This window comes from Sphingobacterium sp. LRF_L2 (assembly GCF_965644235.1).
Lineage (GTDB): Bacteria > Bacteroidota > Bacteroidia > Sphingobacteriales > Sphingobacteriaceae > Sphingobacterium.
Genome location: NZ_CBFFRI010000010.1, coordinates 200,397 through 223,879 on the forward strand (window position 1 = coordinate 200,397; position 23,483 = coordinate 223,879).

General features: G+C 38.8%; 17 protein-coding genes. 10 read left to right on the forward strand and 7 right to left on the reverse strand.

Annotated features, from left to right (window positions below; translation table 11 throughout):
• Positions 1-39 precede the first annotated feature (39 nt).
• Entirely contained in the window at positions 40-543 is a 504-nt protein-coding gene (locus ACSZOX_RS19595; RefSeq protein WP_437921884.1) for a phosphoheptose isomerase, read from the forward strand.
• Positions 544-581: 38 nt separating this feature from the next.
• On the opposite strand, the gene ACSZOX_RS19600 is transcribed toward ACSZOX_RS19595, so the two are convergent.
• The gene (locus tag ACSZOX_RS19600) at positions 582-2,597 is read right to left on the reverse strand and encodes a hypothetical protein (protein ID WP_437921885.1); all 2,016 of its coding nucleotides are present in this window, start codon (positions 2,595-2,597) and stop codon (positions 582-584) included.
• A 176-nt stretch (positions 2,598-2,773) separates the two neighbouring features.
• Here ACSZOX_RS19600 and ACSZOX_RS19605 point away from each other — a divergent pair, with 176 nt between their 5' ends.
• The 3 genes from ACSZOX_RS19605 (at position 2,774) to ACSZOX_RS19615 (ending at position 7,387) form a co-directional block, all read left to right on the forward strand.
• The gene (locus ACSZOX_RS19605; protein ID WP_437921886.1) at positions 2,774-4,633 is read left to right on the forward strand and encodes a DNA topoisomerase IV subunit B; all 1,860 of its coding nucleotides are present in this window, start codon (positions 2,774-2,776) and stop codon (positions 4,631-4,633) included.
• A gap of 29 nt (positions 4,634-4,662) precedes the next feature.
• Positions 4,663-5,505 carry a formyltetrahydrofolate deformylase gene (purU, locus tag ACSZOX_RS19610; RefSeq protein WP_437921887.1) on the forward strand — a complete coding sequence of 281 codons (843 nt, stop codon included), beginning with the start codon at positions 4,663-4,665 and terminating at the stop codon, positions 5,503-5,505.
• Positions 5,506-5,614: 109 nt separating this feature from the next.
• Positions 5,615-7,387 (forward strand): hypothetical protein, encoded by a 1,773-nt coding sequence (locus ACSZOX_RS19615; RefSeq protein WP_437921888.1) that lies wholly within the window; start codon positions 5,615-5,617, stop codon positions 7,385-7,387.
• Positions 7,388-7,450: 63 nt separating this feature from the next.
• Here the strand turns inward: ACSZOX_RS19615 and ACSZOX_RS19620 are convergent, their stop codons facing one another.
• The 3 genes from ACSZOX_RS19620 to ACSZOX_RS19630 all read right to left on the reverse strand — a co-directional run bounded on the left by ACSZOX_RS19620 (position 7,451) and on the right by ACSZOX_RS19630 (position 9,951).
• On the reverse strand, positions 7,451-8,353 hold the full coding sequence (locus ACSZOX_RS19620) for a class I SAM-dependent methyltransferase (RefSeq protein ID WP_437921889.1): 903 nt from the start codon (positions 8,351-8,353) through the stop codon (positions 7,451-7,453).
• A 103-nt stretch (positions 8,354-8,456) separates the two neighbouring features.
• On the reverse strand, positions 8,457-9,212 hold the full coding sequence (locus tag ACSZOX_RS19625) for an ABC transporter ATP-binding protein (RefSeq protein ID WP_437921890.1): 756 nt from the start codon (positions 9,210-9,212) through the stop codon (positions 8,457-8,459).
• 4 nt (positions 9,213-9,216) lie between these two features.
• Positions 9,217-9,951, reverse strand: a complete 735-nt coding sequence (locus ACSZOX_RS19630; RefSeq protein ID WP_437921891.1) for an MlaE family ABC transporter permease — start codon at positions 9,949-9,951, stop codon at positions 9,217-9,219.
• Positions 9,952-10,125: 174 nt separating this feature from the next.
• On the opposite strand from ACSZOX_RS19630, the gene ACSZOX_RS19635 reads away from it, so the two are divergent.
• Positions 10,126-11,052 (forward strand): LiaI-LiaF-like domain-containing protein, encoded by a 927-nt coding sequence (locus tag ACSZOX_RS19635; protein WP_437921892.1) that lies wholly within the window; start codon positions 10,126-10,128, stop codon positions 11,050-11,052.
• 31 nt (positions 11,053-11,083) lie between these two features.
• Positions 11,084-13,093 (forward strand): (E)-4-hydroxy-3-methylbut-2-enyl-diphosphate synthase, encoded by a 2,010-nt coding sequence (gene ispG, locus ACSZOX_RS19640; protein ID WP_437921893.1) that lies wholly within the window; start codon positions 11,084-11,086, stop codon positions 13,091-13,093.
• Positions 13,094-13,114: 21 nt separating this feature from the next.
• Here the strand turns inward: ispG and ACSZOX_RS19645 are convergent, their stop codons facing one another.
• Complete coding sequence (locus ACSZOX_RS19645; RefSeq protein WP_437921894.1) at positions 13,115-13,537, reverse strand: T9SS type A sorting domain-containing protein; 423 nt, start codon at positions 13,535-13,537, stop codon at positions 13,115-13,117.
• 221 nt (positions 13,538-13,758) lie between these two features.
• Between ACSZOX_RS19645 and ACSZOX_RS19650 the strand changes: the two genes are divergently transcribed.
• On the forward strand, positions 13,759-15,702 hold the full coding sequence (locus tag ACSZOX_RS19650) for a KUP/HAK/KT family potassium transporter (RefSeq protein WP_437921895.1): 1,944 nt from the start codon (positions 13,759-13,761) through the stop codon (positions 15,700-15,702).
• 73 nt (positions 15,703-15,775) lie between these two features.
• Here the strand turns inward: ACSZOX_RS19650 and ACSZOX_RS19655 are convergent, their stop codons facing one another.
• Together ACSZOX_RS19655 and ACSZOX_RS19660 are read right to left on the reverse strand one after the other, a co-directional pair.
• Entirely contained in the window at positions 15,776-17,455 is a 1,680-nt protein-coding gene (locus ACSZOX_RS19655; protein ID WP_437921896.1) for an amino acid permease, read from the reverse strand.
• Between the two features lie 58 nt (positions 17,456-17,513).
• Positions 17,514-18,188, reverse strand: coding sequence for an ACP phosphodiesterase (locus tag ACSZOX_RS19660; RefSeq protein ID WP_437921897.1), 675 nt, complete (start codon positions 18,186-18,188; stop codon positions 17,514-17,516).
• Positions 18,189-18,274: 86 nt separating this feature from the next.
• On the opposite strand from ACSZOX_RS19660, the gene tyrS reads away from it, so the two are divergent.
• The 3 genes from tyrS to ACSZOX_RS19675 all read left to right on the forward strand — a co-directional run bounded on the left by tyrS (position 18,275) and on the right by ACSZOX_RS19675 (position 23,431).
• Positions 18,275-19,558 carry a tyrosine--tRNA ligase gene (gene tyrS / locus ACSZOX_RS19665; protein ID WP_437921898.1) on the forward strand — a complete coding sequence of 428 codons (1,284 nt, stop codon included), beginning with the start codon at positions 18,275-18,277 and terminating at the stop codon, positions 19,556-19,558.
• Positions 19,559-19,610: 52 nt separating this feature from the next.
• On the forward strand, positions 19,611-20,630 hold the full coding sequence (locus tag ACSZOX_RS19670; RefSeq protein WP_437921899.1) for a TonB family protein: 1,020 nt from the start codon (positions 19,611-19,613) through the stop codon (positions 20,628-20,630).
• A 152-nt stretch (positions 20,631-20,782) separates the two neighbouring features.
• Entirely contained in the window at positions 20,783-23,431 is a 2,649-nt protein-coding gene (locus tag ACSZOX_RS19675) for a DNA translocase FtsK 4TM domain-containing protein (RefSeq protein ID WP_437921900.1), read from the forward strand.
• Positions 23,432-23,483: the final 52 nt, after the last annotated feature.

Sequence of the window (23,483 nt, forward strand, 5' to 3'; positions counted from 1 at the left end):
TTAAAGAAAACAGCTAACTTCACGGCAAATACAAAAGACATGGCAGACCATATTGATAAAGGCGAATTATTTAGCCAAATTGAAGCAAAATTAACAGGCCAAGGTTTTACTATCGACAACATCGATCAAACGAGACCTTGGGGAGGATTCTTCGTTATCAACGAAGATCAAGCACAACAGTTTGCAGACCAATACTTTGATGGCCTAAACGTACAAGACCTAAAGATTTCAGGGAAATTGAGTCCCAAAATTCTTATTGTAGCGCCCAACAAAAGATTATCTTGGCAGTACCACCATCGCCGTGCTGAAATCTGGCGTGTAACACAAGGTGAAGTAGCTGTCGTTACGAGCAGTACAGACGAAGAGAGCGAATTGAGAAAATTAAAAGAAGGCGAATTCATCCGTCTTTCTCAAGGCGAAAGACACCGTCTTATCGGTTTAGAAGGTTATGGTGTAGTAGCTGAAATATGGCAACACACAGACGCCGAAAATCCCTCAGATGAGAGTGACATTGTTCGTGTTCAAGACGATTTCGGAAGATAATTTTAATAAACAAAAGGGGAGCATTACACTCCCCTTTGTTATTTCTTACCGAACAACGATTTGATCGAATCTAAAAGTGTCGGCTTTGCGATAGCAACCCCTAGTCCATAAGCACTTCTTCCCACCGCCGTATATTTATCCCTTAAATCAGGAACATCTGATACAGCCACTTCTACGTTAGATAAGGGCACAAACTCGATATCGGCTACTGCACCAAACTTATCAACTTTTTTCTTCAGCTTATACTTAAAGTGTTCGTAATCGACGTCCATTTGTTTATTCGTGTATTCATCTTGAACATCGATAGGCTTGTCCGAACGTATTGTAATCTGATATTTTTCAGAATCAAATGACTGCCAAAAGCTTACATCTTTCTGCACATATTCTTTCAACTGCTGTTTCACAATATTAGCGTCGTAAAACTTCAGGTATTTTCTGCCATCACTTGATGTAAAATAGGGATTTGCAACGGTTGCTGTATATTGCGTGACGAAGATATTATTCTCCTTATCATCGCTCACAATACGCATCGCAGCATCTTTAAAAATTTGACGTTTGTCGTTACTATTTTCATTTTCCACAAAATCCAAACAAGCAAAAACGAAACTGTTGGTATGGTCAACAATGGCTTTTTTATTCGTGTTTTTAAAGTAGCGCCTCATGGAATTAGCCCGCCCATAGCGATAAGTGGTTTTTATACTAATTTCCCCCATATCATTTTTTACATCCAACAAAATTTCATCAAAGATGGCGAAATCAGGATAGGTATAACCTTCACGCTTTTCCAAGACAGCTTGAGGCTTCATTTCAAGATAATGAAGAAAACTTATAAATGAGCGATTCGCCAAGGTTCCATATTCATCGCGATAAGTCGCATCTACAAAATAATCTTTCCCCTCAAAATGCACCTTCAAAATCACATGATTAAAATTAAAAAGAGAAGGTAGATAATGCTTCAAGTAAAAGTCAGCATTATAGTTTACCAAAATGATATCCGACGTCAAACCCAAATAATCTAAAACAGATTTTAACAACACGGTCTTTGCTTTACAGTCTCCTTGTTTAAAATCATAGGTAAGCCAAGGATCTTGAGGCTTATGACCGTGCATCTCTTCCTCATTATAGATATAACGAACATTATTCTGCACAAATTCTATCGCGTATTGAATCTTCGCCTCCATATCACTCCCTAAAGCATCCAACTTTGACACTAAATCGGGCGCATATTCTGACAGCGATTTCGTCGTCAACGCTTGTTCATAATGGGGGTACACAAAATCCATCAACGATGGGTAATCATATCTAGAGACAAAATCAATGAAAGGGAATACCTCACGATTCACATCGACAGGATTCATGTAATTTTCGTATCGCAAAGAAAAGACCTCGCCCGGAACAATCACTCCTTCTTCAACCTCCGACAAAGCACCTTCCTCATTTCGAAAGAACTGTTTTTTGTAAGCAATAGGCTTTGTACGTCTATTAATTAGGTCAAATTCATACTTTCCATACGCCCAATACACATCTGGACTAAACCATATGTACTTAAACAATTCTTTTCGCAAAAAGTCTTTATCTGTAAAGGAGGTCACGCGTGTATCCTCTACGATCAGAATATCATGAAGGCGCACATCTTTGATTGTAACATTCACCTTTTTCGAGCTATTGATGACACCGTCTATACTTTGGTTTTCATTATCCAACACTTTAAACTTAGCATCAGGCAACTTATCAATAAGTACGCCTTCCCGCAAAACAGATATCCGATGAAAAATCAAATGCTCTGCTGCGTACACAACAAACTCATTCACCGAGGCAAATTCTAAAGTTCCAGGCTGTTGAACACTATACGCCATACAGTTATATTCCGCATTTTGTGTATCGTCAGTATATTCTATTTTCCGAAGGAAATAGCAATAATCCTTGCCATCATCATACTGTTGTTGGGAAAAATCACTTTCGACTATCCAAGACAACAGCTCTTCATCTGAAACAGGTTGTACCCAGCTGGCAGGTGCTTCAATCTTGTACTTTTCTTCTAGTTCTTGCTCCATAAAAATATATTGGCTTTTCTTAAATATAAATAAAACTATTTTGCTCTAGAAAAAATTGTACCGTTCTATCTCTTTTTGAAAAAATTAATGGTAATCGGGGATGAACACCGCCTGTTAAGTAAGCAGTATGTTTCTTTTTTTTCTATTTTTGCTAGCGAAGAAAAAGAAACAACCGTATGACGACTTATAACGAAGATAGTATACGTTCATTAGACTGGAAAGAACACATCCGTTTACGTCCTGGCATGTATATAGGAAAGCTTGGTGATGGCTCAGCCTATGACGACGGGATTTATGTATTACTAAAGGAAATCGTTGATAACTCCATCGATGAATTCGTTATGGGAGCAGGTAAGACAATAGATATAGCTGTTCATGACAACAAAGTTTCGGTACGTGATTACGGTCGCGGCATTCCAATTGGCTCCGTTGTAGATGTGGTATCGAAAATTAATACCGGTGGAAAATACGACAGTAAAGCCTTTCAAAAATCTGTGGGCCTAAATGGCGTCGGTACAAAGGCTGTCAACGCCCTATCACATCAATTCACTGTTCAATCTTATCGCCAAGGAGTGACTAGAATTGCCCAATTCAGTCGTGGAGAACTTATCGCAGATGAACAAAAAGAAACTTCGCAACGTAATGGAACAGCGACTAGTTTTTACCCCGACGACTCCATTTTCAGAAATTATAAATTTAGGACTGAATTTGTAGAAAACATGATCTGGAATTATGTTTTCCTGAACTCGGGATTAACCATAAATTTCAACGGACAGAAGTATATATCGGAAAATGGCCTTAAAGATCTACTCGAAAGGAATATAGATACAGAATCCATGCGTTATCCTATCATTCATCTCAAAGGAGATGATATAGAAATCGCAATAACCCATGGTCAACAATATGGAGAAGAATATTATTCATTCGTAAATGGCCAACATACGACACAGGGAGGAACCCATCAAGCATCCTTCCGTGAAGCTGTCGTAAAAACTGTACGTGAGTTTTACAAAAAAGAATACGACGCCTCAGATATACGTGCATCTATAATAGGCGCAATTGCGATCAAGGTACAAGAACCTGTTTTTGAGTCTCAGACCAAGACAAAACTAGGTTCCCAAAGTATAGGCCCGGATGGTCCAACCGTACGTACCTTTATCAACGATTTCGTAAAAAAAGCACTAGACGACTATTTACACAAAAATTCGGACACGGCTGATGCATTACTAAAACGTATCCTGCAGTCTGAACGTGAAAGAAAAGACATCGCTGGCATAAAAAAATTGGCAAACGAGCGTGCCAAAAAAGCCTCTTTACACAATAGGAAACTACGCGATTGTAAAGTACATTTCATTGATAAAAATGAACGAAACCTAGAAACTACCTTATTTATAACAGAGGGAGATTCTGCGAGTGGGTCGATTACCAAATCACGCGATGTACAAACTCAAGCAGTTTTTAGCTTAAAGGGAAAGCCTTTGAACTCCTACGGTATGTCTAAAAAAATTGTATACGAAAATGAGGAATTCAATCTATTGCAGCATGCATTAAACATAGAAGATGGACTTGACGGATTACGATACAACAATATCGTTATTGCAACAGATGCCGATGTTGACGGAATGCACATTAGGTTGCTGTTACTCACATTTTTTCTACAGTTTTTTCCAGACCTGGTAAAAGCGGGGCATGTCTCTATTTTGCAAACACCTTTGTTTCGGGTAAGAAACAAAAAAGAGACTATCTATTGTTATTCAGACGAAGAACGCCAACGAGCGGTCAGTAAATTAGGCGCAAAACCCGAAATAACTCGATTTAAAGGACTAGGTGAAATATCGCCTTCTGAATTTGGCTTATTCATAGGTAAAGATATGCGTCTTGACCCCGTCATACTATCCAAAGAAAACAAACTTCCTCAATTAATGGAGTATTACATGGGGAAAAACACCCCCGAACGCCAAAGACATATTGTAGATAACCTTCGTGTAGAAATAGATCTAGAAGAAGAACTAGCAAAAGCTGCTGCTGCATCCTAAGATGTAGCGGCACAGTTTCAACCTTTACCATGAACAACCAAACTTTAATCCTTATTCACTGCCAAGACGCTGTTGGTCTTGTAGCGAACATCGCGCAAGTTGTAGCGAAACATCAATTAAATATCGTGACCATGCGCGAATTTGTCGATGAAGAAAATCGCAAATTTTTCTTACGTATTGTTTGTAGCGGCGTTCCCGCTGAAGTCGCAGGTCTTCAGCAAGATTTAGTAACTCACCTTCCTCCACAGGCGATTGTGGCTATAAATCCCTCACGCCAAAAGAAATTGGTCGTTTTGGTTACAAAAGAACACCATTGTTTAGCGGATATATTGGTACGCCATTTTTTCCAAACACTCAATGCAAATGTAGAGGCCGTTATTGGCAATTATGAGACACTTAAAGAGTTTACAGAAAAGTTCGATATCCCCTACCATTTTGTATCTCATGAAAACAAGGATAAAGAGACTTTTGAGCAAGAATTAGCGGAAAAGATAATACCATACCAACCAGACTACATTGTGTTGGCTAAGTTTATGCGGATCCTTTCGCCCTCATTCGTAGCACGCTTCCAAAATAAATTGATCAATATTCATCATTCTTTTCTTCCTGCCTTCATAGGTGCAAATCCCTATCGTCAGGCGCATAAAAGGGGAGTAAAAATCATCGGTGCTACCGCTCATTTTGTAACAAATGACTTGGACGAAGGCCCAATTATTGTACAACGAACAAAATCTATCAATCATAGCTACGATGTTCCAAATCTGGTTGTTGCTGGAAAAGAAATTGAAAAGGCAGTACTAAGCCATGCTATACAATTGCTGACCGAAGATCGAGTCATGTTACATGGAAACAAAACGGTGGTGTTTGAATAAGGCTTTTTGTCCTTGATTATAAAAAATGACATCAATCATTTTTTTGAAACACCTCCATTACTTTATCCTTAGTTAGATTTTCCTTACTTCGCGTTGATAAGATATACTTATGACGCATAAATTTCACATTCCAGTCCTAGGACTCGCCTTTTCCATCGACTCTCCTATTAAAGTAGCGAGATATGGAATATCTTCCGTCATCTCTGTCGTAGATGATGAATTAATTGAACGAATGAGGTTCTATTATGCCAAAATGAATAATTTGATTCACCAGGAGATTACGAGAAATGAATCAGATTATCGAGCGAAAAGGATCAGTGCCTATCTCAATTTGGTACAGGATTTAGTCAACAACCAAATTGAAACCATAAAAAGTCAAGAATTCACACCGCAATCGGAACTCACAAAGTATTTTGAGCTGTTGCCTGAAAACTCTTTGAAGAAATTGCTTTATCAACAAATGATAAATACGATCGATTCCACAAAGAAATCTTTACTCCAAACTTACCTAAAAGACAATGTGACTGCTGGCGACATTGATGTAAACATCATGTCAAAAGTAGACAAGATCAACAGCGATAAAGAAGGCCATATACTGGACGAAATGTATTCAGACGCGTCTGCAGCCTTACGCGGATTTGCAAACTCCAAATTACATTCTTCCCTTATACTTTCTGCAGGAATGAACCCCCGCTTATATAATTATATTGCCGAGTTCCCAGCATTCCTACCAAACGAAAATGGAATACTGGAAAAGAAAATCACACTTAAAGTTTCTGATTTCCGTTCCGCACATATCCAATCAAAATACCTCGCAAAAAAAGGAATTTGGGTTTCCGAGTTCCGTATAGAATCTGGGCTCAATTGTGGCGGTCATGCTTTTGCAACAGACGGCTATCTATTGGGGCCTATTTTAGAAGAGTTTAAACAAAAAAAAGACAGCCTGCTTGATGAACTACGTTCGCTTTACGAACAAGCTATCGAGCAACGCGGACTTCCACCCAAAATAACCTCTTCGTTAGATACAAAATTTAGTGTACAAGGAGGAGTTGGAAACGCAGAGGAGCAATCATTTTTGATAGATTACTATGGTTTTGACAGCATTGGGTGGGGATCGCCCTTTTTATTGGTCCCAGAAGCCACAACCGTAGATGAACAGACGCTGTCCTCCCTCAAGGATGCAAGTGATGATGACTTTTACCTGAGTAATAGTTCTCCACTGGGTGTTCTTTTTAACAATTTCCGTCCAAGCAGCTCCGAACAGCTCCGCCTTGATCGCATTAGAAAAGGCAAACCAGGAAGCCCCTGTATAAAACGATACCTTGTATCGAGTACTGAATTCTCGAAAACACCAATTTGTACAGCATCACGGGCCTATCAAAAGGCAAAAATAAAAGAATTGGAAAAGTCTAATTTACAACAACAGGAATTTCAGGACGAATACGATAAAATCACTGAAAAAAATTGTCTATGTGAAGGGCTTGCCAGTGCCGCATACCTGAAATATAACATGACTCAACCAAAAGAAAATACAGCAGTCGCCATATGTCCGGGACCAAATACAAAATTCTTCAAAAACATTTACTCGTTAAAGCAAATGGTGGATCACATATATGGCCGTATCCCGTTAACAATGCCAGATAGACCACATATGTTCCTCAATGAATTAAAACTGTATATAGATTACTATAGAAAGTATATTGAACTGTATGCAGATGACAGCAAAAGCATTAAATTCAAAGAAAAATTTAAAGGGCAACTGTTAAATGGAATACAATATTACAGATCACTGCTCGATGTAAAGCTGTTCAAAGCAGATCTTGAATCCAGATTTCTATCTTTATTGGAATCATACGAAGCCTCTCTTTTAACCATAAGCTGATAACGGTGCAATAAAAAAGCTTCAAAGTGAATACCTTGAAGCTTTTCAAATTTTATGAAGGCCTTATTTTTTGAACTTACGAAATTTTCCAAAAACACCCAATGGAAGCTTCACACCGGCCGTAGCTTGCAGGTAAAGCTCGCCAACTTCAAGATTCTCTACTTTAGGAAAAGCCGTATAGATCAGGTTCTCCACAATCACAGAAGAAAATCCTAAAGAATAAGTATTTAAAATTAAAAAATGTTCTTCCGGATCCAATAATTGAACCACATCACGCATCATCTCCATAATATGGTCTTCCAGTTTCCATTTTTCACCTTTCGGACCATGCCCATAAGCCGGTGGATCCAAAATGATACCATTGTATTTGTTTCCGCGCTTCAATTCCCGCTTAACAAATTTTAAGGCATCTTCGACTACCCATCGAATATTATCTAGATTCGACAACTCTTGGTTTTCATTCGCCCAGGTTACCACCTGTTTAATCGAATCCACGTGTGTCGTATCTGCTCCTGCTGCTTTTGCAATTAATGATGCCCCTCCTGTGTAGGCAAATAGATTCAGCACCTTAGGATTAGGCGTCTTGAATGCATTCACAGATTCCGAAATATAATCCCAATTCACAGCTTGCTCCGGGAATATACCTACATGTTTAAAAGAAGTAAGTCCCAAGCGAAACTTAATGGCAACATCTTGATTTTTATAAGATATATGCCATCGATCCTGTCCCTTCGGATTCTTCTTCAACCAATCGCCAGATGTTGCAGAACGGCCCTTGAAACGAATATGATGTAATTTATTCCAATCAGACTCAGGTAATGTTTTAGGCCAAACAGCCTGTGGTTCGGGCCGAATCAGCACAAACTCACCAAAGCGCTCCAATTTCTCAAAATCGCCACAGTCGATTAGTTCATAATCTTCCCAATATTGGGGTGTGAGCAATTGTATGTTAGTTTTTGAATCCAAAAGTTAAAAATCAAAAGTTAAAAATTCCAATCCTGCTACTTTCTAATAACAATTTTGGGGAGCAAAAATATAAACTTAAGTTCGTCTTAACAAGAGTATAGCTCTACTTAATCGTCGATCGCGCAGCTTTCATCAACGGACTCGCAAACACGAAATCGTTTAATTCCTGAACATCCGTACGTAGCATCTCCTCATTTGACCCTTCCCAAAACTTCTCTCCGCGATGTAGAAACAAAATATAGTCGCCAATCCCCATCACCGAATTCATATCGTGCGTTACCACGACAGTGGTACATTGGTATTCTTCTGTCAATTCCTGAATAAGTTCATCGATTAAGATCGATGTTGCGGGATCTAACCCCGAATTGGGTTCATCGCAAAAGAGATACTTCGGATTCATACTAATAGCCCTTGCAATACCAACTCTTTTTTTCATTCCACCAGACAGTTCAGAAGGATATAACTTATTTTTATCTTTTAAGTTGACCCGTTCTAAACAGAAATTCGCGCGCTCAACTTTTTCCTTTTTACCCATATCCGTAAACATATCGAGGGCGAACACAATGTTCTGTTCCACCGTCATAGAGTCAAATAGCGCTGAATTTTGAAAAAGCATCCCAATTTCTCGCCGAATGGGAACTCGCGCTTCGAAATCCATGTTCGTAAATTCCTCACCATCAAAAAAGACTTTTCCTTCTTCAGGTTCATGCAGTCCAACAATACATTTTAACAATGTACTTTTTCCAGAACCCGATCCGCCAATGATCAGGCTAACTTTTCCTGGTTCAAAAATCGCATCTATACCATTTAACACATGGTTACTTCCAAACGATTTATGTATATTTTGAATTTCTATCATTAGTTTACAACATCAATGCCGTAATAATATAATCACAGGCTAAAATAGCTATACATCCAATTACCACTGCTTGCGTACCTGCTTGCCCCACCTCGAGAGCTCCCCCCCTAACGAAAAAGCCTTTGTAAGCGGGTACGGACGTAATAATAAAACCAAAAATAAACGCTTTTACCAATGCCACAGTAACCGTAAATCCATTAAAACCTCCTTGAATACCTTGTATGTAATCTGTCGGTGCAACTGCTCCTGATAATGCTCCACCTATTAAACCTCCAGATATCGCACAAAATATAGCAATAACAACCAAGGCTGGTACCATAACAATTCCAGCCAAAATCTTCGGCAAAATAAGATAGCCTGGTGCATTAATACCCATAATTTCCAACGCATCAATTTGCTCGGTAACACGCATAGATCCGATTTGTGACGATATCGCAGAACCTACTTTTCCCATAAGCACTAACGCAGAAATCGTTGGTCCAAGCTCGAGTATATTAGAATCCCGATTTATCTGCCCGATAACTGTGGGAGGAATTAAATTTGAAACCAACTGGAAGGCAATCTGTAAAGTCATGACTGCCCCTATAAAAGTAGAAATGATAACAATTAAACCGATCGATCCGACACCGATCTCATTCATTTCATGAAAAATTTCCTTTATATATATTTTCCATTTCTCAGGCTTCTTGAAAACTTTTCTTAGCAACAAAACATACGCTCCAAAATGGTGGAATATCATAAATAATCAACGCTTAAATTAATATTATTGCAATATACACATTTGCAGGGAAGAATTTTTACCGACATTATCGTTTCTTTCACCGAAAATATAAACAACATAACCTAAAACAGGTTTTGTAAAAAATTAGTAACTTATACTTTTGAGGCATATATTTACACGGAAATACAAATTATGGAAAATAAAATCACATCTGGCATTTGGTTCGTATTCATCGGCATGGTTCTCCTGCTACACAATATCAATGTTATTGATTTCAATTTCGTTCCCACACTAAAATATTGGCCGCTACTTATCGTTATCGTAGGAATTAATCTGATGGTACAAAATAAAGTCTACGGAAATTACATCAAGATTGCATCGAATGTATTATTCTTGGGCTGGATATTTTACATAGGAATAACGTCACCCTCAACCCATTGGACCGAGAGCCTTCTCAACAACAAGAATATCCAAATTGGAGACCTGGAGGATGGACAGCCCTTTGAAAACAACGTACAAGCGTCCATCGATAGTGGCATACATGAAGCACGTCTAGAATTCAACGGCGGCGCTGGAAAATTTGAACTAACTGCAACAAATAAAGAACAACTGCTAACGGCAAAAAGCCAGGATAATGCTATGGGGATGAATCTTCAATCTACCATCAACGAGGGCGTGCAGGAGCTTACTCTTAACGCAAAACCTGTCTCTGACAATAAAAAATCCGGCGCGGTCCTGATTGACTTAAATCCAGATATTCTCTGGGACTTCGAACTGAATTACGGCGCAGCGAATATTACAGGAGACTTGAGTTCTCTGTCTTTCAAAAATTTAGAAATCAATACTGGTGCCAGTAATTTGGACTTAACCTTAGGAGCACCTAAAAGCGAGACAGCAAAAATTGCAATCGCAACAGGGGCCTCGAAAATCCATTTCCACATTCCTGAAGACGCCGCTATAAGCGTTAAATATTCTTCAATTCTTTCAAAGAATTCTTTCGAAGGATTCGAAACCAAAAAGAATGGTATTGCGAAAACAGCCAATTACGACAGTGCCGATAAAAAATACGATATCGAGATCGATGGTGCAGCTAATACGTTCAAAATAACGCGGTATTAATTTAATAAAATACCTAACTTTGTAGCTACGCATGGATACGAAAGTGGTAACGCAACTGGATGGAGGATATTGCAACTCCAAAACGACCTATAGCAGGTTTCTAACAAGAGAAGTTCAAATCGGCGACATCCCTATGGGAGCTCATCACCCGATACGGATACAAAGTATGACTACGGTAGACACCATGAATACAATTGGATCCGTCGAGCAAACGATCCGAATGGTTGATGCAGGCTGTGAATACATTCGAATTACAGCTCCGAGTATTAAAGAAGCCGAGAATTTAGCGAACATTAAGAAAGAACTAAAATTAAGAGGTTACAATGTTCCGTTAGTTGCAGATATACACTTTACCCCTAATGCAGCAGAAGTTGCCGCGCGCATTGTAGAAAAGGTTCGTATTAACCCAGGAAATTATGCCGATAAAAAGAAATTTGATCAGATTGACTACACAGATAGTGCCTACCAAGCAGAATTAGATCGAATTTACAAGAAATTCGCTCCTCTCGTAAAAATATGTCAGGAATACGGCACCGCCATGCGAATAGGCACAAATCATGGTTCCCTATCGGATAGAATTATGAGCCGATACGGCGATACGCCAGAAGGAATGGTTGAGTCAGCTCTTGAGTTCATTCGAATCTGTGAAGATCTAAACTTTCGTAACCTGGTTATTTCAATGAAATCTTCAAACCCGCAAGTGATGGTAAGTGCCTATCGCTTATTGGTGGAAAAGATGATTACGGAGAACATGAACTACCCACTGCATCTCGGCGTAACAGAGGCTGGCGATGGAGAAGACGGTAGAATTAAATCAGCCGTAGGTATAGGTACACTCCTGGAAGATGGCTTAGGTGACACTGTTCGGGTATCATTAACAGAAGAGCCGGAAAATGAAGCTCCAGTTGCTTTAGCCCTTGTGAATCGATATCGAAACAGAGCGCTAACTGCTCAAAATTCGACAGAGAAGCCGATCATCAACATCTCTGGCAACACCTCGACAACAGCTTTTGAAACACAGGAAGTTAACGCTTTTATTGGAGGATCTTTGGTTCCTCGCATCGTCGTAGACATTTCGAGAGAAAATCTTAAAGATCCATTTATTCTATCGAGTGTAGGCTACAGGTATGATGTTATCAATGACAAATACCACATGGGAGATCAATCTGTAGATTTCGTCTATCTTGGTTCAAACCTTCCATCTTTTGTTCTACCGGGGAATCTCAAGGTATTGTATGATTACGAAACCTGGATAAATCTGGAAAACAAAGCAAATAAACATCCCGTATTTTCCTTAAATGAGTACCAACAAAATACGATACATGACCCTGTGCTAAATCTCATTCAGATTTCAAACGACGACATACTAACCGATAGTTTTGCAAATCTACAAATAGACAAGACCATCGTTTTCGTCCTCGAAACCGATAAGCATCATGGGATGGCAGATCAAAGACAATTTTTCAACAATCTGCAATACATCGGATTATCTGTCCCTACTATCATTAAAAGAAGTTATCCTATAGAAGAGTTTTCTGGACCGATAGGAAACGTCATGGATCCAGAAGAGCCAATATCAAAAATTCAGCTCTATGCTTCCACAGATTTTGGTGCATTATTAGTAGACGGACTAGGCTCTGGAATTTGGCTTGATTCACCCGCAACACCTACCGAGAAAATAGCCTCTCTATCTTTCGGAATTTTACAGGCAACCCGATCCAGAATCTCAAAAACAGAATACATTTCTTGTCCGAGCTGTGGAAGAACACTTTTCGATCTTCAAGAAACCACGCAGATGATCAGAAGCCGTACAAGTCATCTAAAAGGACTAAAAATAGGGATCATGGGCTGTATTGTCAATGGACCTGGAGAAATGGCTGATGCAGATTATGGGTACGTAGGTGCCGGGCCTGATAAAATAACGCTTTACAGAGGAAAAGAAGTTGTCAAAAAGAATGTCAGTGCAACAAATGCATTAGATGAACTTATTGAGATTATAAAGAATGATGGCCTTTGGATAGACGAAAGCGAAGGTAACTAGCTTCTAAGGGTTTTGATGAAATTAACGTACGGAGATACGTTTTACCACGGTCTCCGCTCCAGCAGAAACACGTACAAAATAAACACCAGTTGTGAGTTTACCACTCGCTTCGAAAGATAGATTTTGCATACCAGCATCCAACCTTCCGTTCATTAAGTTTAGCGATTCATTACCTAAAGCATCCATTACTTTGACAGCAACAGTATTCTGTTTCGCTAGCTTAAAATTCACGGTAATCTGATCTGCAACCGGATTATAAAAAACCTTCACATTATTAATAAGCTTCTCCGCATCATCTTCAGGCAAGGACACTGTATGTATAGAAGAATAAGTAGTGAGAGCATCTACAGCGATAGGGCGACTAGATGAAACCGCTTTTCCAACGTTAAGCATACCTATGCTAACGCAGGTGAATAAAGCTATTTTGTTAATCAATCTAATCATTGTTTATAGTGTAGACTATACTGGTTGGTGGTTGATTCTAAATCAGCACCTTGCTGATACAAACCTTCCTATACAAAAGTAATTTTTTTTAGTATTGATTCCACCCTGTTTCAAAAAAAAAAATTCGTTTTAACAATTTTTAACAAGTTTATACGTTGCCTGATTTTTTTATATAGTTTGGCACATAATTTACTGTAATTTTGCAGGATAAATTAATAAGAATGAAAACCCATAAGCATCACGATGCACACAGACTCAGCTTTGCGGGTCTACTCGTTAGTCTTGGTATCATATTCGGGGATATAGGAACGTCCCCTCTGTATGTTATTAAAGCTATTTTTAACAAGGGAATCATAGAAGAGAGTCTCATTCTAGGTAGTCTATCTTGCGTATTTTGGACATTGACTCTACAAACTACAATAAAATACGTTTGGATTACGTTAAACGCAGACAACAAAGGTGAGGGAGGAATTCTTTCCCTATATTCTCTCGTGAGAAAAAAAGCGAAATGGTTGATTATACCTGCGATAATCGGCGCAAGCACGTTGTTAGCCGATGGTATGATTACGCCGGCAATTACAATATCCTCGGCTATTGAAGGTCTTGCGATAAGACATCCACAAGTGCCAACAGTGCCCATTGTTGTCATCATCATCAGCTTACTTTTTCTAATCCAACGCTTCGGCACTTCTATAGTCGGTCGAATCTTTGGACCAATGATGTTCATATGGTTTTCCACGATCGGTGTACTTGGCGCGTTGTATATCAAACATGCGCCAGAAGTGTTCTATGCAATTAACCCCTATTATGCGATTTCAACCATCATAAATCATCCAAATGCGCTGTTTCTCGTTGGAGCGATTTTCTTATGTACAACGGGTGCAGAAGCTCTCTATTCAGACATGGGACACTGTGGAAAGTCGAACATAAGGGTAAGTTGGATTTTCGTAAAATTAACACTTGTCCTTAACTATTTTGGACAAGGCGCTTGGCTTCTGCAACACGCGGGAACCCAAATGGGCGAAAAAAATCCCTTCTACGCAATCATGCCAGAGGGATTCGTTGTGTACGGAATTGCCATCGCAACGATGGCAGCAGTAATTGCCAGTCAAGCCATGATATCGGGTTCATTCACGCTAATTTCTGAGGCTGTACGATTAAACATCTGGCCTAAGGTATCTATACGGTACCCCAGCGACCAAAAAGGACAGCTTTATGTACCTTCCATTAACCTGATTCTTTACATCGGCTGTATGCTCATCATCGCCGTATTCAAGGAATCTTCGAACATGGAGGCTGCCTACGGTCTAGCCATCAATTTAACGTTTATCATGACAACCGTTTTGATGTGCGTTTTCTTAGCTCGTGTACATATTCCTAAAATCTGGATTGTGGTATTCGCAGTTTTCTATTTCACAATAGAGTTTTCTTTTTTAGCAGGAAATTTGGTAAAGCTTACGCATGGCGGTTGGCTCACCCTACTCTTGGCGACAACGCTATTCATCGCCATGTTTTCTTGGTATGGTGCTCGTAAAATAAAGAATAGCTTTGTACGATTTAATGATATCCGAGACTACTTCCCTATTATATCGGAACTTAGTGAAGACAAATCTGTACCACTTTTCGCATCCCATTTGGTATACCTTACTAGCGCAAATAATAAGCATGAGATAGAATCTAAGATTATCTATTCCATCATCAACAAAAAGCCTAAACGCGCAGATGTTTATTGGTTGGTACACGTAGATGTAATGGATAACCCCCACACACAGGAGTTTGTCGTTGAACAACTAATTCCCAAGAAATTAATCCGCATTGATTTTAAATTGGGATTCAGAGAAGAACAACGCATTAGCTTATTGTTTAGGAAAGTAGTAGAAGACATGGTTGAAAAAGGAGAAATTGATATCACCAGCAACTACGAGACGTTAAAGAAACATAAAATAGCAGGCGATTTCAATTTTGTAGTACTTGAAAAGATGATTTCCAAAACACATGATCTTAAATGGCACGAAAAGATAATCTTAGAAATATATAAAATTTTAAAACGCTTTAGCTTATCCGAAGAAAAAGGCTTTGGGCTTGACAGTAGTTTCGTCACCTTAGAACGTGTGCCCTTAAATATCCCAAACACAAAAGAGGTTAAATTAAAAAGGCTGCATTAACAGAAAACACTCCAATAGATTTTCATTGGGGTAAGACATCTATAAACAATAAAAGGGGATAAATTATCCCCTTTTATTGTTTATTTAACTTCGAATGTTTAAAACCATAGGCGAAATACAACACCCACCCTATAACCAACCAAATGATGAATATAAACCAGTTGCTTGCGCCAAGTTCACTCATTAAATAAAGATTTATCAGTATTCCAACCACGGGCAATAAGGAAAAACGATATTTATAGGCCATAACCGCTAGAACCAGCCAAACAATCCAAAACAACAAAACCAGTGATTTATGTTCTATAATCTCGACAAAAGACATGGAAAGCCATTCCTGCACGATACCCTGACCATAGATATAAACAAACAACCACCCAGCAATAAAGCCTAAACCTACCAGATATTTACCATTAACGTAAGGTACCCGAAATTTTGATTTAGCGGAAATACCAGAATAATCCATATACAAAACCCCAGCACAAACGAGAATAAAAGCGAAAAAAGTACCTACACTCGTGAGATCCACAAAGAAATCCATTTTGAAAAACAGCGAAGGAATCGCTACAACAATACCTGTAACAATAGTCGCATAAGATGGCGTCTTATACTTCGGATGTACTTTTGCAAATCGCTTGGATAACAAACCATCACGGCTCATTGTCATCCAAATTCTAGGTTGTGCAAGCTGATAAACCAATAGGGCACTCGTAATTGCGATTACCGAAGTTATAGAAACAACACCTGCCATAAAATCCAGTCCAACATATTTGAAAACAAATGCCAAAGGATCTTTCACATTTAATTCCGTGTAATTCACCATTCCTGTAAGCACCAATGTAATAGCTACGTATAATACAGTACAGATAATAAGACAAAGAATCATTGCCTTAGGCAAATCTCGTTGTGGATTTTTACATTCTTCTGCTGTTGTCGAGATCGAATCGAAGCCTATAAATGCAAAAAAGACCGCTGCTACAGATCCTAAAACACCTTTGACCCCGTTGGGAGCGAAAGGTGTCCAGTTCTCAGGTTTGATGTAGAAAATTCCCCCGAAGACCACCAATAGGATAATTCCTACCTTAATCATTACCATAATCGTACTTGCCCGCTGGGATTCTTTTATACCGATATACACCAACCAAGTAACAAGCACAGTTACAATTCCAGCTGGAAAATCAAAAATAATAGGTATGTCAGCAATACGAGGAGCCGACATATAAGCTTCAAGACCAGCCTTATCAGCCAACGATAAACTGGCTATGCCATCGGAAAGAAATTTTGCATGTGCATCGATAGCGTATCCAGGAGCCATCGTTAACCATTTTGGAAGGAAAACGCCAAACCCTTCCAGCATCGACACAAAATATTGCGACCAAGATATGGCCACAACAGTATTCGAAACGGCATATTCCAACACTAAGGCCCAACCGATTATCCACGCAAAAAGCTCCCCAAAGGCCACATATGCATAAGTATAAGCACTTCCTGAGACAGGAACCGTACTGGCAAATTGTGCATATGCTAGGGCAGTAAAAACACATGCAAAAGCAGTAAAGATAAATAACAAAGAAATAGCAGGACCACCTTCATAACTCGCTAAGCCAATCGTACTAAAGATACCGGCTCCAACGATTGCTGCGATTCCGAGTGAAACAAGATCCCTCACCCCTAAAACCTTTGCCAATCCTGTTCCTTCTTGAGAGTCACGAATGATTTGGTCGACGTTTTTCTTTCGTAAAAGTTTGCTTATCATATAAACATGTTAATAATTTGACAACAACGACAACAAAAATGATAAAAAATACGCTACTTTATACTAAATTCCCTTGAATATAATGAAATATATCAAGATAATTCTTCAAATCAGACGCTTTATAACGCCTTAAACATGCAGTTAGCTTCACACAATCATCAGAACTGTATTCAAAATCCCAAATACGTTTACAAATATTAAAAAGAGCACGTGACAAATTAGATATATCGCTGTAATCAAAAATATATTTCACCTCTATAAATCGTCGGTAAAATGTTATGAAGCGTTCGATGTCTACTTCTCCCAATATGCGTAAATATTTCTCTAAAACACGATCAGGAACTTGGGCTAAATGCTCATATAACCTCGCCGGATTCACCAACTGTTGATCCAAAAGAATATGATCAAGCAACAATTCTACCGCAATATGTGCCAAGAAAGATGCTCTAATAGGTAAATGATGAACAATGGGATCCAGCTGTTTGCGCAACACATGGCAGTGATCCAAAAAAAATGGTGAACTATGAAAAAGCTTATCGACTTCCAAATGCCTATACCAGCCCTCTGAGATATGCATTGTCTGAGGCAATGCAAACATCAACTCTTCAAATCGTTGAGGATGGAAATTATATTGCTTGTCGACATTCTTAAGTAAATCAGGCAAAAGTGCACCTAAAACAGTCTCAGAATGCAGACTGTAGCGTTCAAAATAATAATGGGACAGAAAATTCACAAGTCAAACTTCGCATTTATTATCGTAAGATACAGCTTAATCTCTTATCTTTGCAATCTTAAATAAAAAATCTTAACCTTAAAAAGATGAGCTTTGTAGAAGAACTACGTTGGAGAGGTATGCTACAGGATATTATGCCTGGAACCGAAGAATTATTAAACTCGGAAAAAGTTTCGGGGTATATAGGTTTTGATCCTACGGGAGACTCCTTACATGTTGGACATCTCACACAAATCATGACCTTAATCCATTTCCAAAATGCAGGACATAAGCCTGTTGCATTAGTGGGTGGAGCAACGGGAATGATTGGAGACCCTTCCTTTAAATCGGCCGAAAGAAACCTCCTAGACGAAGCTACCTTACAACATAATGTTAATTGTCTAAAAAATCAACTTGCCAAATTCTTGCATTTCGGAGAAGGAGAGAATGAGGCAAAAATGGTTAACAATTACGATTGGTTTAAAGATTTTAATTTTTTGGATTTCATTCGTGATGTAGGTAAACTTATTACCGTTAACTACATGATGGCGAAGGATTCTGTAAAAAAACGCCTAGAGGGAGAAAATGGATTATCATTTACCGAATTTTCTTACCAACTTATACAAGGCTATGATTTCTACTATCTTTGGAAAAACCATAACTGTAAAGTCCAAATGGGCGGATCCGATCAGTGGGGAAATATCGTTACAGGCAGTGAAATGATCCGCAGACAAGATCAGGGCACAGCTTATGCGATTACAACACAATTGATTAAAAAAGCAGACGGACAAAAGTTTGGAAAAACAGAGTCAGGCGCTGTTTGGTTGGATCCAAAGAAAACAAGTCCTTACAAATACTACCAGTTTTGGCTGAATACATCCGATGATGATGCTAAGAATTGGATAAAGATCTTTACACTGAAGCCGAAAGAAGAGATTGATGCAATTATTGCCGAGCATGATGCAGCGCCTCACAGCAGAGCGATACAAAAAGCATTAGCAAAAGATATCACCATCAGAACCCATTCGGAAAAAGACTACGAAACAGCGTTAAAAACATCTGAATTTTTATTCGGAAATGGTTCCTTAGAATTCCTAGCCGATTTAGAGCACGATGCCGTTCTTGAAGTTTTTGATGGTGTACCGCAATTTGAGGTCAGTAAAACGGACTTAATGGCGGGCATCAATATATTAGACCTCCTTGCTGTGCAAACCCAAGTATTCCCTTCGAAAGGTGAAGCACGTAAAATGTTGCAGGGTGGCGGTGTCGCAATCAATAAAGAGAAAATTAGCGACATCGAATTGATCATTAACAACACAAATTTAATCAACGAAAATTACATTGTAATTCAACGTGGAAAGAAGAATTATTTTTTGATTATCTTTAAATAGAACTTATCTTCGTGAGGTGGGAATATTTCACCCACTTCACGAACATAAGTATATGAAAGCTTACATTTTTTTCACATTTTCCTTCCTTCTATTCTTCTCGACGACATCTGCTCAGTACTTACGCGTAAGTTATTATGATAAAGATGGAAAAGAAATCACCGACAAAGAAGAGTCTTTTTTCTATCGCATTATTGCAACAGACGACAAATCGCCAAATTTATTCAAATACTTAGAGTATTACACGAAAGGAGATACGCAAAAGACAATTGCGACGCTCAAAAACGAAAGAACTACACACAGTAAAGTAGGTGAAGCTCTAAGCTATTACCCAAATGGACAACTATTTGAGAAAGAATATTTCAGTGATAACCATACCTTGATAGACTCTTCTTACACCTATTACGAAAATGGTATTTTGTTTATGAAGAGACTGCATAAAAGTAAAGCTGTCTCTCTCACACAAGAAGGCAACAAACCTAGTTCAAGCAAAAATGAAGAAAACAATAATTCTATCGAATACTTACTCGTCCAAGACAGCCTAGGTAACATACTCGCTAAAAATGGAAACGGCATTTTAGTAATCACAGATTTACTGAATAAAAATCGTCTTACAGAGCAGGGACCAATTCTCAACAATCAAAAAAATGGAGAATGGAAAGGTTCTTTTAAGACCTATTCTTATGAAGAAGAATGGGAAGAAGGAAAACTGATACGGGGAATCACAAAAGATTCTACAGGAGCAGAAACAACATATGATGAAGACAATTATGAAATTATGCCCGAATATCCGGGAGGATATAACGCTTTACGCATGTTTGTCGCTAACAATTACCAATATCCAAATAGGGCTATCAGAGCAGGTGTATCAGGAACAATCCAAATAGAATTCATCGTCAATAAAGATGGTAGCATGAGTGATTTCAAAATACGTAACGATCTCGGTTTTGGAACAGGAGATGCTGCCATTCGAGCATTGAAAATGGCGCAAAAAAAATGGAGACCTGGTGTCCAAAGAGGACGGGCAGTAAGGGTCGCTTACACACTCCCTATCACCTTAAATCTAAGCAGATAATAAAAAAACAGACTTTATATCAAAAATAAAGTCTGTTTTTATTTTGTTGAGTAGATGATAAATCCCATATGTAAAATGGTAAAACCTCAAATTCTAACAAGATAATCATCCTTTTTGTTTAAGTTTGTAGTTAGGAGGATTATCGATTTTTCATGTCAAATAAAGGAAATACATTCAAACATTCCACATCCGCAGGGAATCCAAAAAGAGGAACGAGTGCACGTGGAAGCGCAACCTACAAGAAAAAAGAACACTTTAGATCTTTCGAAAACATCAACTTTTCTGAAGGTCAACGTAAAGCATTGAAGATACTGGGTATTTTTTTACTTTTTGTATCTTTTATACTAGCGGTATCCTTTGTTTCCTACCTATTCACATGGAAACAAGATCAAAGTTACATCGCGCAAACGAATGGAGGATGGTCAACGCTATTCAAAAGCGCACATGAAATAGCAGACGAAACCGTAGATTTACCCGTTGTAGAGAACAAACTAGGCAAACTAGGCGCATTACTCGCGAATCAATTTATTTACGAGTGGTTTGGGATAGCTTCGTTTTTATTTTCCCTTATGGCCTTTATTATTGGTTACAAATTTCTCTATAAAAAATCGCTACTCCCCGTATGGAAAACCATCACATATGCGTTATTGGGGATTGTATTTCTTTCAATTACCTTGGGCTTTCTCCAGGATTTTTTAACCGACTCCCCGCATATTTTAGAAGGAAAATTCGGCTACTGGACGAATCAACTTTTGAAAGCACAAATTGGCTCTACAGGAACAGCAGCACTTCTCGTATTTGCCTACCTCACTGTGCTGATTATTGTATATAACCTTGATTTAAAATGGAGCTGGACTTCCAAGTCTGTATCAAAAGAACAACCTGAGGAAGATCTAGAAGAAGAGGAAGATAATTATGATCATTTTATTAAAACAACCAACTCTTCCAATTTGAATCGCCCCAATGTTCCCTCCCATGCAAACAGAGAAGAACAAGAAGATTTCGAAGCGATCCCCGTCCATAAATCCCCTATTGTTGAAAACAAACGAATTGAAGACCTTGTTCCTTCAGATGATGCTATAGCTTTAGAACTGGATGATGAAGAGCAAGACACGGATTTCAACATCCCTTTATCAACTTCTTCTCATGAAATCACCTTATCTGTAGAAAGTCCAACATCCATTCCCTCACAAATAGAGGAACCCAAAGAACTGGAATTAAGTGTATCGAAGGTTATCGAAGAAAAAGCAATAACTGCAGATGATCTCGTCGCGCAATTTGGCGAATACGACCCCAAACTAGATCTATCTGGCTATCAATATCCCACACTCGATCTCCTAAAAGATTACGGCACAGGTAAAATAACCATAAATCAACAGGAGCTTGAAGCAAATAAGAACCGTATTGTTGAAACCTTACGCAACTATAACATTGAGATAGAACACATCAAGGCAACTATAGGCCCCACAGTAACGTTATATGAAATCATTCCAAAACCAGGAGTTAGGATATCGAAAATAAAAAATCTAGAAGATGATATCGCGCTTAGTTTGGCGGCACTAGGAATTCGTATCATAGCACCGATGCCAGGAAAGGGCACCATTGGAATAGAAGTTCCCAACAGCTCTCCAGAGATGGTATCTATGCGTTCTGTATTGGCTACCGAAAAATTCCAAAAAACAGATATGGATTTACCCATTGCTTTGGGAAAAACAATATCTAATGAAGTCTACATCGCGGATCTATCCAAAATGCCGCACCTTCTTGTTGCCGGTGCCACAGGTCAAGGTAAATCCGTGGGAATTAACGCAATCCTCACCTCTCTGCTGTACAAGAAACATCCTGCAGAACTTAAATTCGTTATGGTAGACCCTAAGAAAGTGGAACTATCTCTATTCAAAACGATAGAAAGACATTTCTTAGCAAAATTGCCAAACGAGGAAGAAGCTATTATAACCGACACAAAAAAGGTAATCAATACGTTGAATTCCCTGTGTATTGAAATGGATCAGCGCTATGATTTACTAAAAAATGGACAGGTACGGAATTTAAAAGAATATAATGCAAAATTTGTCAATCGCAGATTAAACCCTGAAGAGGGTCATCGATTCTTACCTTTCATTGTATTAGTAGTAGACGAATTTGCTGATTTAATGATGACCGCAGGAAAAGAAGTAGAAACACCGATTGCACGATTAGCGCAGTTAGCTCGTGCTGTGGGTATACACCTTGTTATCGCGACGCAACGCCCATCGGTCAATATTATCACAGGTACAATCAAAGCGAATTTCCCGGCTAGACTAGCATTCCGTGTTTTATCAAAAGTCGACTCACGAACGATTTTAGATACGGGCGGTGCAGATCAATTAATCGGCCGAGGCGATATGCTCTTAGCAACGGGAAGTGACCTAACGCGTATACAGTGTGCATTTGTCGACACGCCTGAAGTAGATCGAATTTCAGAATTCATCGGCAGCCAACGAGGATATCCTTCAGCATTTTTATTGCCGGAGTACGTTGATGAAAATGGCGAAGGAAGTGGAGGAATTGAGTTTGACCTCGAAGATAGGGATCAGCTTTTTGAGGATGCGGCGAGACTTATTGTTATGCATCAGCAAGGTTCAACTTCATTAATCCAACGAAAGTTAAAACTTGGCTACAATAGAGCCGGACGAATTATAGATCAACTAGAAGCCGCTGGAATTGTAGGGCCATTTGAAGGTAGTAAAGCTCGAGAAGTACTTTACCCAGACGAATATTCTTTGGAACAGTATTTAGAAACATTGCGGAACAAAGATTAACATAACGTCCGCCAATATATTAAAAGGAGTTGGGCAGCGTATTATCAACCCA

Bases quoted from the DNA above. Each gene is read 5' to 3' on its own strand.
- ACSZOX_RS19595 (WP_437921884.1), top strand. From the start codon at position 40: ATGGCAGACCATATTGATAAAGGCGAATTATTTAGCCAAATTGAAGCA.
- ACSZOX_RS19600 (WP_437921885.1), bottom strand. From the start codon at position 2,597: ATGGAGCAAGAACTAGAAGAAAAGTACAAGATTGAAGCACCTGCCAGC.
- ACSZOX_RS19605 (WP_437921886.1), top strand. From the start codon at position 2,774: ATGACGACTTATAACGAAGATAGTATACGTTCATTAGACTGGAAAGAA.
- purU (WP_437921887.1), top strand. From the start codon at position 4,663: ATGAACAACCAAACTTTAATCCTTATTCACTGCCAAGACGCTGTTGGT.
- ACSZOX_RS19615 (WP_437921888.1), top strand. From the start codon at position 5,615: ATGACGCATAAATTTCACATTCCAGTCCTAGGACTCGCCTTTTCCATC.
- ACSZOX_RS19625 (WP_437921890.1), bottom strand. From the start codon at position 9,212: ATGATAGAAATTCAAAATATACATAAATCGTTTGGAAGTAACCATGTG.
- ACSZOX_RS19630 (WP_437921891.1), bottom strand. From the start codon at position 9,951: ATGATATTCCACCATTTTGGAGCGTATGTTTTGTTGCTAAGAAAAGTT.
- ACSZOX_RS19635 (WP_437921892.1), top strand. From the start codon at position 10,126: ATGGAAAATAAAATCACATCTGGCATTTGGTTCGTATTCATCGGCATG.
- ispG (WP_437921893.1), top strand. From the start codon at position 11,084: ATGGATACGAAAGTGGTAACGCAACTGGATGGAGGATATTGCAACTCC.
- ACSZOX_RS19645 (WP_437921894.1), bottom strand. From the start codon at position 13,537: ATGATTAGATTGATTAACAAAATAGCTTTATTCACCTGCGTTAGCATA.
- ACSZOX_RS19650 (WP_437921895.1), top strand. From the start codon at position 13,759: ATGAAAACCCATAAGCATCACGATGCACACAGACTCAGCTTTGCGGGT.
- ACSZOX_RS19655 (WP_437921896.1), bottom strand. From the start codon at position 17,455: ATGATAAGCAAACTTTTACGAAAGAAAAACGTCGACCAAATCATTCGT.
- tyrS (WP_437921898.1), top strand. From the start codon at position 18,275: ATGAGCTTTGTAGAAGAACTACGTTGGAGAGGTATGCTACAGGATATT.
- ACSZOX_RS19670 (WP_437921899.1), top strand. From the start codon at position 19,611: ATGAAAGCTTACATTTTTTTCACATTTTCCTTCCTTCTATTCTTCTCG.
- ACSZOX_RS19675 (WP_437921900.1), top strand. From the start codon at position 20,783: ATGTCAAATAAAGGAAATACATTCAAACATTCCACATCCGCAGGGAAT.